The sequence below is a fragment of the Mesoflavibacter sp. CH_XMU1404-2 genome (assembly GCF_037029465.1).
In the GTDB taxonomy this organism is placed as follows: Bacteria; Bacteroidota; Bacteroidia; order Flavobacteriales; family Flavobacteriaceae; genus Mesoflavibacter.
Genome location: NZ_JAYMEM010000030.1, coordinates 1 through 15,003 on the forward strand (window position 1 = coordinate 1; position 15,003 = coordinate 15,003).

The window sequence follows — 15,003 nt, forward strand, 5'->3', positions numbered from 1 at the left end:
GATTTCTTTAAAGGGTCGTGGGAGATGACCACGTTGATAGGCTATAGGTGTAAAGGCAGTAATGTCATAGCCGAGTAGTACTAATAACCCATAGGCTTATTGTACGCCTGTTTTTTTTAAGAGTACAAACAAATTTTCATGAATTATTTTTCAATATGTCACTATATACGGTCAGGTAGAGTAATCTACGCACACCGAAAGATTTAAGGTGATTATAGCGATGGGGCTCACCTCTTACCATTCCGAACAGAGAAGTTAAGCCCATTAGCGCCGATGGTACTACATTGTGGGAGAGTAGGTCGTCGCCTTTTTTAAATCCTCAACATTTATTTGTTGGGGATTTTTTTTTGCCCTTTTGTTTTTAAATAATTCTTTTTAATATGTTTATTTCTTTTATTTTTGGGTGAGATGGAAATAAATAAAGAGTTAGAATTAGCTTGGGATTTTGTAAACAAAAGCAAACGAAATATTTTTTTAACAGGTAAAGCTGGAACAGGAAAGACAACCTTTCTCCATAGGCTGAAATTAAGTTCTCTTAAAAGAATGGTTATTGTTGCACCTACGGGTGTAGCAGCAATTAATGCTAAAGGCGTTACTATTCATTCATTCTTTCAATTGCCATTTGGACCCATACTTCCTGATGATACACTTTCTGCTAGTAATGGGTTTAAAAATAAGTTCAGTAAAACAAAAATTAATATCATTAAATCGTTAGACTTATTAGTGATTGATGAAATTAGTATGGTTAGAGCTGACTTATTAGATGCTATTGATAATACGCTTAGACGTTATAAAGACAGAAATCAAGTTTTTGGTGGTGTTCAAGTTCTTATGATAGGCGATTTGCAACAGTTATCACCTGTCGTTAGAGATAATGAATGGGAACTTCTCAAACCATTTTACAATAATGCTTATTTTTTTAGTAGCCATGCGTATCAATATTGTAACCCTATAACGGTTGAATTAAAACACATATACAGACAAGATAATCCTAAGTTTATTAATATTCTAAATGAAATTAGATCTAATAATCTATCTCAGCAATCAATAGAAGTACTTAATAAGCGTTTTGATTCTAATTTTTCACCTTCAGAAAATGAAGGCTATATATTTTTAACCACTCATAATAATAAAGCTGATCAAGTCAATAAATCAGAATTAGATAAACTTTCAAGCAAAACAGTAAGTTATTCAGCTAAAGTTGAAGGTAAATTTCCAGAGTTTTCCTATCCGAATGAGGATAAATTAGTGTTAAAAGTTGGCGCGCAAGTAATGTTTATCAAAAACGATAGCTCACCAGAAAAACGCTATTTCAATGGGAAAATAGGAAAAGTAATTCATTTGGATAGAGACGAAGTTGTTGTAAAATGTCCAGACGATAATTTTACAATTATTACTAAACCTGAAACTTGGGAAAACATAACTTACAAAGTAGATAAAGAAACAGACGCTATTACCGAAGACAAAATTGGCAGCTACACGCAGATGCCTTTACGCTTAGCTTGGTCAATTACAATTCATAAAAGTCAAGGATTAACCTTTGAAAAAGCTGTTATTGATGCAGAAGGTGCTTTTGCTCATGGACAAACCTATGTTGCTTTAAGTAGATGTAAATCTTTAGAAGGTTTAGTTCTTAAAAGTAAAATTGATTCCAAACAAATTATAAGTGATACCAATGTTTTAAACTTTACTAAACAAGCTGAAGAAAACCAACCAGATACTGCCGAATTAGAGCAATCAAAATCTATATTTCAGCTTCAATTAATTTCAGAAGCTTTCGATTTTTTTCAATTTATATATCCTGTAAATAGAGTTTTAGATATTTATTATAAAAACAGAGGAAGTATTGAAGGTAACCTAGAGCAACCTTTAACCAGTATAAAGAATTGTGCTACAAACTTATTGAAAGTAGCTAATTCATTTAAAAATCAACTAAAAGAATTAGCTCAAGATAATTTACCAGAAAATGATCAAGTTATACAAGAGCGTTTTAAAAAAGCTATTAAATATTTTACTGAAGAAACTAACAGCAAAATTATAGAAGTGTATCAAAACTTTAGTTTTAGCACAGATAATAAAGCATTAGATAAAGATATTAGTAAACAATTAGATATGATTGAAGAACTTATAGCGACTAAAAAACTTTATTTTTCTGAGTTGAAAGAAGGTTTTGAAGTCAATAAGTTTTTAGGATTAAGAGCTAAATCGGTCTTTTTAACTAAAGACAAACCAAAAAAGCTAAGAAAAACTGTAATTGACGGTACAACAAATATCGAGTTATTTGAACTGTTAAGAGAGTTAAGAAATACACTTGCTCAAGAACACGATTTAATTCATTATCAAATATTCACACAAAAAGCACTTTACGAAATGTGTGAAACCTTACCAACGACTAAAAAAGAATTATTACAAGTCAATGGTTTTGGTAAAGTGCGAGTTGAAAAGTATGGAAACGATATTTTAACTGTAATTAGAGAATATTGTGAAGACAACGATATTGACACTTCAGATGCAAATCAATTTGAGTTTGTAGAAGAAAAAAAGCCTAAACATAAAAAAGGCGACACACAAAAAGAGTCTTTAGCACTTTTTAAAGATGGTAAAAGCATAGAAGAAATTGCTCACATTAGAGAATTAAATGAAAATACAATTTTTGGTCATTTGGCTAAATTTATTAAGTCTGGTGAAATCAAAATTTCAGACTTGATGCCAAAAGCACATTATCAAGAGTTAAAAGGGTTAATACCAAAACATACATTTGATACACTTTCAGATTTAAAACATCAACTAGATGATAAATATAGTTATGGTGAAATAAGGTTGGTTTTAGACGAATTAAACTCATAAAAAAAGGCTTCAACAGTATATGCGAAGCCTTTTCAATTTTATATAATTGAAATGTTACCCTTTAATAACACCTCTAGAAATTACAATCTTTTGGATTTCAGAAGTTCCTTCATAAATCTGAGTGATTTTTGCATCACGCATTAAACGCTCTACATGGTATTCTTTTACAAAACCATTTCCACCGTGTATTTGTACAGCTTCAACAGTTTGTTCCATAGCAACTTTACTAGCGTATAATTTTGCCATAGCGCTAGACATATCGTAATTGTTACCTTGGTCTTTATCCCAAGCCGCTTTCATTACTAACATACGTGCAGCTTCAATTTCTGTATACATATCTGCAAGTTTAAAAGCAATAGCTTGGTGGTTACAAATTTCAGTACCAAAAGCTTTACGCTCTTTGCTATATTTTAATGCTAACTCGTAAGCACCAGAAGCAATACCTAAAGCTTGTGCAGCAATACCAATACGTCCGCCAGAAAGTGTTTTCATTGCGAATTTAAAACCAAATCCATCTTCACCAATTCTGTTTTCTTTTGGTACTTTAACATCGTTAAATTGAAGCGTGTGTGTATCACTTCCTCTAATTCCTAATTTATCTTCTTTAGGACCAATATCAAAACCTTCCATACCTTTTTCAACGATAAAAGCATTGATTCCTCTGTGTCCTTTTTCTCTGTCTGTTTGTGCAATTACTAAATAAACATCAGATCTACCACCGTTGGTAATCCAGTTTTTTGTTCCATTAATTGCATAATGGTCACCTTTGTCTATTGCAGTCGTTGTTTGCGATGTTGCATCACTACCAGCTTCTGGTTCACTTAAACAAAATGCACCAATTTGCTCACCAGTAGCTAATTTTGTTAAATATTTTTGTTTTTGCTCTTCTGTTCCAAAAGCTTCAAGACCGTAACAAACTAATGAGTTGTTTACAGAAACCATTACAGAAGCAGACGCGTCTATCTTAGATAATTCTTCCATAATTAATACGTAAGAAATCGCATCCATACCACTTCCACCGTATTTTGGGTCTACCATAATTCCCATAAATCCAAGTTCTCCCATTTTTCTAACTAAATCTTGAGGGAATTCTTGTTTTTCGTCACGTTCTATAACGCCAGGTAATAATTCTGTTCTTGCAAAATCACGAGCTGCGTCGCGAATCATTAAATGTTCTTCTGTAAGATTAAAATCCATAGTGGTATATAAAATTGTTAATTCAATAAAAAATGTCCTCAAAGATAACTTTTTATTAGCATTTTTTCAATCGTTATAGTTATTTTTACATGATATGTTAAAAGAAAGTTATCACATAATTGGTGTTATGTCTGGTACGTCTTTAGACGGAATTGATTTAGCTGAAATCAATTTCACTAAAAATGAAACTTGGCAATTTCAAATTTTAAAAGCAACTACAGTTCATTACACTGAAGAATGGCTAAGTAAATTAAAAAGCTTAACTCAAAAATCTAAAAAAGATTTGCAACAAATAGATTTAGATTACACTAATTATTTAGCCGATGTCATCACTACTTTTGTTAAAAAAAATAACATAAAAAATATTGATGCAGTTTGTTCTCATGGTCATACTGCATTGCATCAACCAGAGCAAAAATTGACTTATCAAATTGGTAATTTACCAGAATTAGCCAAAAAAATAAATCAAAATGTAGTTTGCGATTTTAGGGTGCAAGATGTAGAATTTGGTGGTCAAGGCGCACCATTAGTGCCCATTGGTGACGAGCTTTTATTTTCGGAATATGATTATTGTATCAATCTTGGTGGATTTGCAAACGTTTCGACTAAAATTAAAAATCAACGTATAGCTTTCGATATTTGTCCAGTTAATATTGTGCTTAATAAGTATGTGCAACAATTAGGATTGGGTTTTGATGATAAAGGATATTTAGCTTCACAAGGAAAAATAAATCAACAATTATTAGAGCAATTAAACGCTTTAAATTTCTATAAAAAATCATATCCAAAATCTTTAGGATTAGAATGGGTGGAGGAGCAGATATTTCCTTTAATCGATAAATATGATTTAACAATTAAAGATATTTTACGTATTATGGTCGAGCATGTTGCACAACAAATAGCAAAAGTAATCAGTCAAAAAGTAAATGTATCTGTTTTGCTAACTGGTGGCGGAACTTATAATGACTTTTTAGTTGAAAGAATTAAAGCTTTAACCAATAATAAAATAGTCATCCCATCTAAAGAGATAATTGAGTTTAAGGAAGCATTAATCTTTGGTTTTTTAGGTGTTTTAAAACTGAGAGATGAAAATAATTGTTTAGCATCTGTAACAGGCGCTAATAAAGATCATTCTTCTGGTAATATTTTTAAAATTTAACACTTCAATACCAACGGTTTACTTACATTTGAATGTTTGGCGTGACTTTTGAAAAGTGACTTTTCAACAATTAAATTAATTAATAAATATTTAAAAAATGAAAAAATTATTACTAGCATTTGCTATTTTATTTTCAGGATTAACTTTTGCACAAGATTTTGATGATAACTGGGAAGATAAATCTGAAAAATTACCAGGATATGTAATTACAAATAGCGGAGAAAAAATTGAAGGCTATTTAAAAAGATTCTTAAAAATTAAAAGTCAACGTAAAGTGAAATTCTTTAAAACTTTAGATGATAAACCAGTAGTTTATGATCCAAAAGACTTAAAAGCTTATAAAATCGGAGAAGATTATTATGAAACACATCCATACGAAGGTTTAAGCGGGAATACCAAAGTATTTTTATTAAGAACAGTAGAAGGAAAAATAAGTCTTTTTGAATACTACATTAGAGTAGAAGATGATAAAGGTGCAGAAATGACACTAAAAAAAGACGGAAATAAAGAGATTATTTTAGATTTTGATGGTACTAAAATTCAAACAGAAGTTTTAGCAGTAAAAGATGGTGATGATTACTTAAGGTTTGCTTCGCCAAAGGTATTGTTTAGCTTTAAAAATGTAATGAGTAAATATGTAAGTGATTACCCAGAATTAGCTAAAAAAATTAAAAGTAAAGAAAAGGGATACAGAGTTTTAGGTATTTTAAAAATTGTAAACGAATACAACGCACATTTTGAAAATAAATAAGTCAATTTTAATTTTAGCTTGTGCTTTTGTTTCAATACTTAGTAATAAAGTAATAGCTCAAACCGCAAGTTTTGCGTGGACAGATTGGGCAAAACATGAAAGAAACGGATTTCAAAACCCAAATATTGTTTTTCCTACAACTCAAGATTTTACTATCTATAGTATAGAAAAATCAGGTCTTCATGTTTACGCACCAAAAATTGTTTATATCACAAAACATGATTACACAGATCAAGTTTTAAAAGAAATAAACTTTAAGTTGCCAAAGCGTCAACACATGGACGCAACTTTAATTAAGGTAGTAGAAGGAAAAGACAAACTTTACTTTTTCTCAAATATTGCTTTAAAAAAAGAAAGAGAAAATGTGCTTTACGTGCAGGTTTTTGATAATAATAGTTTTTCAATTTCTGAAGAAAAACAGCTATTTACTTTGCCAATAGAAAAAGTAAATAATTCAGGTTTTTTTGATGTGGAAATTTCTCAAGATAAAAACACAATAGCTGTTTTAGTAAATGATGTTTTTGAGAAAAAACAAAACGAAAAAATAAAAACACTACTGTTTGATCAAGAGCTTAATCAATTATCACAAAATGATTTTACTTTAAATTTTGAAAGCGAAAGAGCTTACCAAGAGCAGTTTTACGTAACCAATGATAAAACAATACAGATTGTAAAACACACCGATATTTTTAAGAAAGATCCAATTACTTCTGTAATTACAATCTCTGGTTCAGAATTAAAAGCACAGCAAGTTTCAGCTTCAGAGTTTTATATTTCAGACATTAAAGTAATTACTTTAGACAATACAAATTATCTAATAGGATTTGCAACAGATAATGTAAAACCAGGTGTTTCTGTTGGTGGGAAAAAAGATAAAAGCTTCTTTCTTTATGATATAACAAACGGAAAATTAGTTAGCAATCAAGGTTGGTCAGAACAAATTCTAAAAAAAGTATTAGGTAAAGGATTTTTACATTTAGAGGTTAAAGATGTTTTGATTAACAATAAAGAAATTTATTTAATTGGCGAATGTTATAAAACAGAAAGCAAATTAAAAGAAGGAGCAAGTTTTGAGTATAATTACACTTACAACATTGGTCCAGGAGTTGTAGTAAAAATGAATTTAAATGGTGATGTTATCTATCAAACCTATTTAAAATATTCGGATACTTTTAAAAATGAAAGTAAAAGAATAGCGTCATTTTTTCCTTTCTTAAAAAATGGAAATCTTAATCTGCTAACTACCGAAAAAGAGTACGTTTTAAAAGATAAAAAGATTGTTCTTGGCAATAGAAAAATTGAAGCAAGAACAGTTATTTTAAGTAAAATTGATGATACAGGAGAACAAACTATACAACCATTTTGGGATAGTAAAGTTGGAGGAGAAGATTTAATTATAGATTACGCGCCAACTTTTACAAAGCAAATAAATGGTAGTACGTTTGCAATTTATGCCTACGGAAACCTATATCATGCTTTCGGTTTAATAACTCTAAATTAAAAACTTAACAATAATTTATAATAATAAAAATGGCTTTACTTTTTAAAGCCATTTTTTGTTTTTTATATTTGTTAAACTAATTAACAATATACTTCAAGATATGAATCAGCTTTAACGTTTTGTTGCTTAACAATAAATATAACTTTAAGTTGAATTCACTTTAATAAACTAGATGAAAGATTTACTAAAAATTTACGAAAATAAGGCACCAGAGATTGTCTTTAATTGGAAAGATTCTGAAACTGATGCAGAAGGTTGGACTGTTATAAATTCTTTACGTGGCGGTGCTGCTGGTGGTGGTACACGTATGCGCAAAGGACTAGATATGAACGAGGTTTTATCTTTAGCAAAAACAATGGAAGTTAAATTTACTGTTTCAGGACCAGCAATTGGTGGTGCAAAATCAGGAATTAATTTTGATCCAAAAGACCCAAGAAAACGTGGTGTTTTAGAACGTTGGTATAAAGCTGTTTCTCCATTATTGAAAAGTTATTATGGTACTGGTGGAGATCTAAATGTAGATGAAATACACGAAGTAATCCCAATAACAGAAGATTCAGGTGTTTGGCATCCGCAAGAAGGTGTTTTTAACGGACATTTTCAACCAACTGAAGCAGACAAAATTAACCGTATCGGTCAGTTACGTCAAGGTGTAATTAAGGTTTTAGAAAATGTAAACTATTCACCAGACGTTTCAAAAAAATATACTGTAGCAGATATGATTACTGGTTACGGTGTTGCTGAAGCAGTGAAGCATTATTATGATATTTATGGTGGAAATGTAAAAGGAAAACGTGCCGTTATCCAAGGTTTTGGTAACGTAGGTTCTGCAGCAGCTTACTATTTAGCACAAATGGGAGCAAAAGTAGTAGGAATTATAGATATTTCTGGAGGAGTAATTAACGAAAATGGATTTACTTTTGAAGAAATTAAAGAATTCTTCTTAAACAAAAACGGAAACACCTTATTAGCAGAAAACATGATTCCTTTTGAAGAAATGAATGAACGTGTTTGGTCACTTGAAACCGAAATATTTGCACCATGTGCAGCATCACGTTTAATTACTCAAGATCAAATTGACAAAATGATAAGCACAGGTTTAGAAGTCATTTCTTGTGGTGCAAATGTACCGTTTGCAGATAAAGAAATTTTCTTTGGACCAATTATGGAGCAAACCGATGAGCGTGTAAGCTTAATACCAGACTTTATTTCAAACTGTGGTATGGCACGTGTGTTTGCTTATTTTATGGAGCGTAAAGTTCAAATGACAGATGAAGCTATTTTTAATGATACTTCAGAAATAATAAGAAATGCAATTCAAAACGTTTACGAAAAAAGTCCTTTAAAGACAGAAATAAGTAAGACAGCTTTTGAAATTGCATTAAAACAATTAGTATAAATTACAACTTAAACATAAAAAATGGAATTATTAATAGTAATAGTATTTGCACTTGGTTATCTAGCCATCACATTAGAACATAGTTTAAAAATAGATAAACTAATTCCTGCAGTATCTATGATGGCGATTTGTTGGGCAATCATAGCTTTTGGGATTGATGATTTTAAATATTGGTTTGATTCAGGTCAACACAAATTACTAGAGTCATTTGGAGCATTAGAGCATGAAGGTAAAATGCATTTGATGGAAGAAACCCTTCTTCATCACTTAGGTAAAACAGCAGAAATTTTATTTTTTCTTTTAGGTGCAATGACCATTGTTGAAATTATAGATTATTTTGATGGTTTTTCAACATTTAAATCCTACATAAAGACGAAAAATAAAAAGAGACTGTTATGGATCTTTGCATTTTTAGCTTTCATATTATCAGCAATTATAGACAATTTAACAGCAACGATAGTTTTAATTACAATTCTTCAAAAAATTGTTAATAATAAAGAAACCCGTATGTGGTTTGCAGGATTAATTATTATAGCTGCTAACGCTGGTGGTGCTTGGTCTCCAATTGGTGATGTTACAACAACAATGCTATGGATTGCTAATAAAGTATCTGCTGGTAAGTTGGTTGAATTTTTAGTGATTCCATCATTGGTTTGTATGGTTATTCCTGTATTTATTGCTTCGTTTATGAAACCTTTTAAAGGTAATTTAGATGGTGATGTAGAAGTGAGTCCAGATGAAATACATGATACAACATACAGTTCAATAATGTTATATCTAGGTTTAGGAATGATTTTGTTTGTGCCAGCTTTTAAAACAATAACGCATTTACCTCCGTATGTAGGTATGATGCTATCTTTAGGTGTGGTATGTACTTTTGCAGAAATCTTTAGTACAAAACAATTCAGGATTACATCTTTATCAGATAATAAAGATTCTGTTGGTCATCATAGCCCCGTACATAAATCATTATCCCAGATAGAAATGCCAAGTGTATTGTTTTTCTTTGGTATTTTAATGGCAGTTGCTGCATTAGAAAGTTTAGGAATGTTATTTCACTTTGCTGAAGATTTAAATACCACAATTCCTAATACAGATATTGTAGTTATGTTGTTAGGAGTTGGTTCTGCTATCATAGATAATGTTCCTTTAGTTGCTGCAAGTTTAGGTATGTTTAGTCAAGAAATAGATCATCCGTTATGGCATTTTATTGCATTTTCTGCAGGAACAGGAGGAAGTATGTTAATTATAGGTTCTGCTTCAGGTGTAGTTGCTATGGGAATGGAAAAAATATCTTTCTTTTGGTACCTTAAAAAAATAACATGGTTAGCAGCACTTGGTTTTATTTCTGGAGCTGCAACTTTTATGCTCATGAGATTTTTACTTATAGGTTAAAAAAGATTAGTTTTAAAGACAGAGCAATTTATAGATTGTTTTTACGTTTTCATTCACAAAACACAATAAATACTTATGTTAAGTACAATAATACAAGACACTGCTCAAGAAGCTTCTGAAGTTTTACAAGATGGAGAATCAGTTGAAAAAACTTTATCTATAATAGAACTAATTACCTCTGGTGGTACAGCAGGTATGGTTATTATAGCGGTTTTAATTTTGATGCTAATCTTTACTTTATACATATACTTTGAACGTATTTTGACCATAAAAGAGGCTTCTAAAATAGATGCTAATTTTATGAATCAAATTAAAGATTATGTTAGTAACGGGAAAATTGATTCAGCTCAAAACCTGTGTTCAACAGTTAATTCACCAGTATCAAGATTAATTAGTAAAGGAGTTTCAAGAATAGGTAAACCTTTAGAAGATATCAATACAGCAATAGAAAACGCAGGTAGATTAGAAATTTATAATCTAGAAAAAAACGTAAGCGTGTTAGCAACTATATCTGGTGCAGCACCAATGATTGGATTTCTTGGTACGGTAATAGGAATGATTTTATCAATATTTGAAATAGCTAATTCTGGCGGATCTATAGATATTAAAACGTTAGCAGACGGTTTATATACCGCAATGACAACTACTGTAGCAGGTTTAATAGTAGGTATTGTTGCTTACATAGCATATAACCATTTAGTGGTTAAAACAGACAAAGTGGTGTATCAAATGGAAGCTAATTCACTTGAATTTTTAGACTTATTAAACGAACCTAGTTAATATGCGATTAAGAGGAAGAAATAAAGTAACACCAGAGTTTAACATGTCGTCAATGACCGACATTGTATTCTTATTGCTTATCTTTTTCATGATTGCGTCTACATTAGTTTCTGCCGAAGCTATAGATTTACTATTGCCAAAATCTTCAAGTAAAACTACGCAAACAAAAAATGTTTCTGTAAGCGTAGATAAGGATGTGAATTATTATGTAGACATGAAAAAAGTGTCTAAAGATAATTTAGAAGCAGAAGTTTTAGCAAAAGTTGGTCAGTCAGATTCGCCAAGTATTACTATACGATCTGATCAAGATGTAGAGATGAAACATGTGGTTTATATCATGGATATTGCCAATCGTAATAAGATAAAATCTACTTTAGCAGTTAAGTCGAAGTAACTTTTAAGATGAAATATTTAAACACCAAACACGAACGTAATTCAGCAAAAATAACAGCACTAATTGTGCTTATTTTATTGCTATTGCTATTTGTTGTCGGGCCACAATATATGGATCCGCCAATAGAGTATGGTGTTTCAGTAAATTTCGGTAACTCTGCAGTAGGAAGTGGTAATGTTCAACCAGATAAACCAGTAAAATCTGAAGATTTAAATATTAACAAACAGCCACAAGAGGAACAAGCACAAGAAGAAACTCAGGAAGAAGCTGCAGCGTCTACTAATGAAACTTCAGAAGAAGTGATTACTCAAGAGTCTGAAGAAGCAATAGCAATAAAAAAGCAGAAAGAAGCAGAAGCAAAGGCTAAAGCAGAAGCCGAAAGAAAAGCCAAAGAAAAAGCTGCTGCAGAAGAAAAAAAGCGTCAAGAAGAAGCTAAAAAGAAAGCGCAGCTAGATGCTATGATGGGTGGACTTAATAACTCTGATGGAGAATCTAGCGGAAGCGAAGGCAATGACAACCAAGCAGGTGATAAAGGACAATTAAATGGAGATCCTTATGCACCAAGTTATTTTGGTGACCCAGGTACTGGAAGTGGTGGAGTTGGTTACGGACTAAATGGGAGAGGTAAACCTACAAAGCAAATTTATCAACAAGATTGTAATGAAGCAGGATTAGTTGTTGTAAGAATTGAGGTAGATCAAAACGGAAATGTAGTTAAAGCAGAACCAGGAGCAAAAGGTACCAAAAATACAGCTCAATGTTTATTAGAACCAGCTCGTAAAATTGCATTATCTCATAAATGGAAAGCAGATCCTAAAGCTCCAATCCGTCAAGTTGGTTTTGTGAGTATTAACTTTAAATTAGGGCAATAAAAGCCATGACTTATCAAGAGACTGTTAATTGGATGTTTACTCAACTTCCAATGTACCAAAAGCAAGGTAAAACAGCATTTAAAAAAGATTTGACTAACACATTGTTGTTAGCTAATCACTTAAATAATCCACAACATAAATTTAAATCTATACATGTAGCTGGTACTAACGGTAAAGGATCTAGCAGTCATATGTTAGCATCTGTTTTACAAGAATCAGGCTATAGAGTAGGTTTATATACATCACCTCATTTAAAAGATTTTAGAGAGCGAATTAAAATCAACGGAGTAGAAGTTAGTAAGCAGTTTGTAATTAGTTTTATTAGAAGAAATAAAGTTTTTTTTAAATCAAATCCATTATCTTTTTTTGAAATGATTGTTGGTATGGCGTATGACTACTTTGCAAAACAAAAAGTAGACATTGCTATAATAGAAGTTGGATTAGGCGGACGATTAGATTCAACAAACATTATCATTCCAGAAGTTTCATTAATTACTAATATTGGTTTTGATCACACACAGTTTCTTGGAGAAACGTTACCATTAATAGCCTCAGAAAAAGCAGGTATCATTAAATCTAATGTTCCTGTAGTAATTAGTGAAACCCAAAATGAAACTAAACCTGTTTTTGAAAAAGTAGCTAATAAAAATAACTCAAAAATATATTTTGCAGATCAAATAATTAAAGCGAAGTATTCAACTGATTTGCTTGGAGATTATCAGAAGATAAATATTAAAGGTGTTTTAAAGACAATTAAAATTCTTCAGCAGAAAAAATATAAAATTTCAGATTTAAATATAAAAAACGGACTTTTAAATGTAGTAAAGAATACTGGATTAAAAGGACGTTGGCAAATATTACATACAAAACCTAAGATTATTTGTGATACAGCACATAATAAAGAAGGGTTGAGTATAACTATGACACAATTACAAAAAGAACAATTTAATAATCTTCATATTGTTTTTGGAGTAGTTAATGATAAAGATTTAAGTCAAATTTTTAGTCTTTTACCTAAAAAAGCCACATTTTATTTTTGCAAACCTGATGTTCCAAGAGGTTTGGATCAAAATATTTTAAGAGATCAATTTTTGGGTGAAGGTTTTGTTGGGGAATCATATCTGTCTGTAAAAGAAGCTGTTGATGAAGCGAGAAGCAGAGCAAGTGATGATGATGTGATTTATATTGGAGGAAGTACTTTTGTTGTTGCAGAAATTTTTTAAAAATTTTTTCAAAAAAGTTTTTGCATATTCAAAAACTAGTCTATATTTGCAATCCAATTACGAAGGGCGCGTAGCTCAGTTGGTTCAGAGCACTTGGTTTACACCCAAGGGGTCAGGGGTTCGAATCCCTTCGCGCCCACAAAAAAAGGTCTTCTTTTGAAGACCTTTTTTATTTTATAATAATTCTAAAACTCTTTCTAGAGCCATTCCTCTAGATCCTTTTATTAGGATAGTTGAGTTGCTAATTTCTTTAAAGTTTAATTTGAAATTTTCAAAAGAAGAAAATATTTCGATTTTATCGTTTTTACTATATATTTTATTAAAGTTTTCTCCGATAAGATAAATTTTATCAAGATTTAGTTTTGTAACCAAGTCAGCTATATTTTGATGTTCTGATGGTGCATCATTACCTAATTCAAACATATCACCTAATATAGCAATTTTACGGTTGTCAGAAAGTTTGTTTAAGTTGTCTAATGCAACTTCCATACTAGAAGGATTTGCGTTGTACGCATCCATTATAATTTTGTTGTTTCCTTTGTCTATTATTTGTGATCTATTATTGGATGGTATGTAGCTTTCAATTGCAGATTTAATGTCATCTGTAGAGACGTTAAAATGTTTGCCAATTGTTGTTGCAGCACAAAGATTAGTAAAGTTATATGTGCCTATTAATTTTGATTCAATTCGTGTATTATCAAAAGTGAAAACAACAAATGGGTTTACTTCTTTAAATTCTATTTGATAGTCACATTTGTCCTTAGATGAAGAGAAGCATACGGTCTTTTTGTACTCTTTTAATTTTTGTTGCTGAATTGTATCATCAGCATTCATAAATATGTCTTTATCATTTTCAATTAAATAATCATAAAGTTCACTTTTACCTTTTATGATTCCTTCAATTCCTCCAAAACCTTCTAAGTGAGCTTTTCCAAAGTTTGTAATGTAGCCATAATCAGGTTCTGCTATATTGCATAAAAACTGAATTTCTTTTTGATGATTTGCACCCATTTCTACTATACCTATTTCGGTATCTTTATTCATAGAAAGTAGTGTAAGCGGTACGCCTATATGATTATTTAGGTTACCAACCGTAGCTACTGTTTTATATTTTTTAGAGAGTACAGTATTGATTAATTCTTTGGTTGTTGTTTTTCCGTTACTTCCAGTTAGAGAAATAATTTTTAATCCTAAATACTTACGATGATAATTGGCTAATTTTTGTAAACTTTCAAGGCTATTATTTACTAATATGGTTTGATCGTTTATTTTGTATTCCTTTTGGTCAATTAAAGCATATTTAGCACCTTTTTCTAATGCTTGTTTGGCAAATGTATTACCATTAAAATTGTCGCCACTTAAGGCAATAAACAGGCAGTTTTGAAAGATTTTTCTTGAGTCTGAGCAGATGCCAGAACTACTTAAAAATATTTTGTGTAATTGTTCTATTGTCATAAAATAAAAGTATAAAAAAAGTCCTAACAA

General features: G+C 30.8%; 12 protein-coding genes, 1 tRNA gene and 2 rRNA genes. 13 read left to right on the forward strand and 2 right to left on the reverse strand.

The window, feature by feature from the left end; genetic code table 11:
* From WA327_RS13630 to WA327_RS13640, 3 genes are all read left to right on the forward strand, one after another.
* Nucleotides 1-104 (forward strand): 23S ribosomal RNA (locus WA327_RS13630); the annotation flags it as partial.
* A 100-nt stretch (nt 105-204) separates the two neighbouring features.
* A 5S ribosomal RNA gene (gene rrf, locus WA327_RS13635) occupies nt 205-311 on the forward strand.
* A 97-nt stretch (nt 312-408) separates the two neighbouring features.
* Nucleotides 409-2,847 carry a helix-turn-helix domain-containing protein gene (locus tag WA327_RS13640; RefSeq protein WP_336070627.1) on the forward strand — a complete coding sequence of 813 codons (2,439 nt, stop codon included), beginning with the start codon at nt 409-411 and terminating at the stop codon, nt 2,845-2,847.
* Nucleotides 2,848-2,901: 54 nt separating this feature from the next.
* Here WA327_RS13640 and WA327_RS13645 read toward each other — a convergent pair whose 3' ends face one another.
* Nucleotides 2,902-4,044 carry an acyl-CoA dehydrogenase gene (locus tag WA327_RS13645; protein WP_336070863.1) on the reverse strand — a complete coding sequence of 381 codons (1,143 nt, stop codon included), beginning with the start codon at nt 4,042-4,044 and terminating at the stop codon, nt 2,902-2,904.
* A 94-nt stretch (nt 4,045-4,138) separates the two neighbouring features.
* Here WA327_RS13645 and WA327_RS13650 point away from each other — a divergent pair, with 94 nt between their 5' ends.
* The 10 genes from WA327_RS13650 to WA327_RS13695 all read left to right on the forward strand — a co-directional run bounded on the left by WA327_RS13650 (nt 4,139) and on the right by WA327_RS13695 (nt 13,657).
* Nucleotides 4,139-5,203 carry an anhydro-N-acetylmuramic acid kinase gene (locus tag WA327_RS13650; RefSeq protein WP_336070628.1) on the forward strand — a complete coding sequence of 355 codons (1,065 nt, stop codon included), beginning with the start codon at nt 4,139-4,141 and terminating at the stop codon, nt 5,201-5,203.
* Nucleotides 5,204-5,300: 97 nt separating this feature from the next.
* Nucleotides 5,301-5,954: a hypothetical protein gene (locus WA327_RS13655; protein ID WP_336070630.1), complete on the forward strand. Its 654-nt coding sequence runs from the start codon at nt 5,301-5,303 to the stop codon at nt 5,952-5,954.
* Nucleotides 5,941-7,455 (forward strand): hypothetical protein, encoded by a 1,515-nt coding sequence (locus WA327_RS13660; protein WP_336070632.1) that lies wholly within the window; start codon nt 5,941-5,943, stop codon nt 7,453-7,455. Before WA327_RS13655 ends, WA327_RS13660 begins: the two co-directional genes overlap by 14 nt.
* A gap of 172 nt (nt 7,456-7,627) precedes the next feature.
* The gene (locus WA327_RS13665) at nt 7,628-8,854 is read left to right on the forward strand and encodes a Glu/Leu/Phe/Val dehydrogenase dimerization domain-containing protein (protein ID WP_336070633.1); all 1,227 of its coding nucleotides are present in this window, start codon (nt 7,628-7,630) and stop codon (nt 8,852-8,854) included.
* Between the two features lie 21 nt (nt 8,855-8,875).
* Nucleotides 8,876-10,249 carry a sodium:proton antiporter NhaD gene (gene nhaD / locus WA327_RS13670; RefSeq protein WP_336070636.1) on the forward strand — a complete coding sequence of 458 codons (1,374 nt, stop codon included), beginning with the start codon at nt 8,876-8,878 and terminating at the stop codon, nt 10,247-10,249.
* Between the two features lie 75 nt (nt 10,250-10,324).
* Nucleotides 10,325-11,029: a MotA/TolQ/ExbB proton channel family protein gene (locus WA327_RS13675; protein ID WP_304145643.1), complete on the forward strand. Its 705-nt coding sequence runs from the start codon at nt 10,325-10,327 to the stop codon at nt 11,027-11,029.
* A 1-nt stretch (nt 11,030) separates the two neighbouring features.
* Nucleotides 11,031-11,423 carry a biopolymer transporter ExbD gene (locus tag WA327_RS13680; protein WP_027880332.1) on the forward strand — a complete coding sequence of 131 codons (393 nt, stop codon included), beginning with the start codon at nt 11,031-11,033 and terminating at the stop codon, nt 11,421-11,423.
* 8 nt (nt 11,424-11,431) lie between these two features.
* A complete protein-coding gene (locus WA327_RS13685; protein ID WP_336070640.1) occupies nt 11,432-12,295 on the forward strand; it encodes an energy transducer TonB in 864 nt (287 codons plus the stop codon).
* A 5-nt stretch (nt 12,296-12,300) separates the two neighbouring features.
* Nucleotides 12,301-13,518 carry a folylpolyglutamate synthase/dihydrofolate synthase family protein gene (locus WA327_RS13690; RefSeq protein ID WP_336070642.1) on the forward strand — a complete coding sequence of 406 codons (1,218 nt, stop codon included), beginning with the start codon at nt 12,301-12,303 and terminating at the stop codon, nt 13,516-13,518.
* A 64-nt stretch (nt 13,519-13,582) separates the two neighbouring features.
* Nucleotides 13,583-13,657, forward strand: a tRNA-Val gene (locus tag WA327_RS13695).
* Nucleotides 13,658-13,692: 35 nt separating this feature from the next.
* Here WA327_RS13695 and murF read toward each other — a convergent pair.
* Complete coding sequence (murF, locus tag WA327_RS13700) at nt 13,693-14,973, reverse strand: UDP-N-acetylmuramoyl-tripeptide--D-alanyl-D-alanine ligase (RefSeq protein WP_336070643.1); 1,281 nt, start codon at nt 14,971-14,973, stop codon at nt 13,693-13,695.
* Nucleotides 14,974-15,003: the final 30 nt, after the last annotated feature.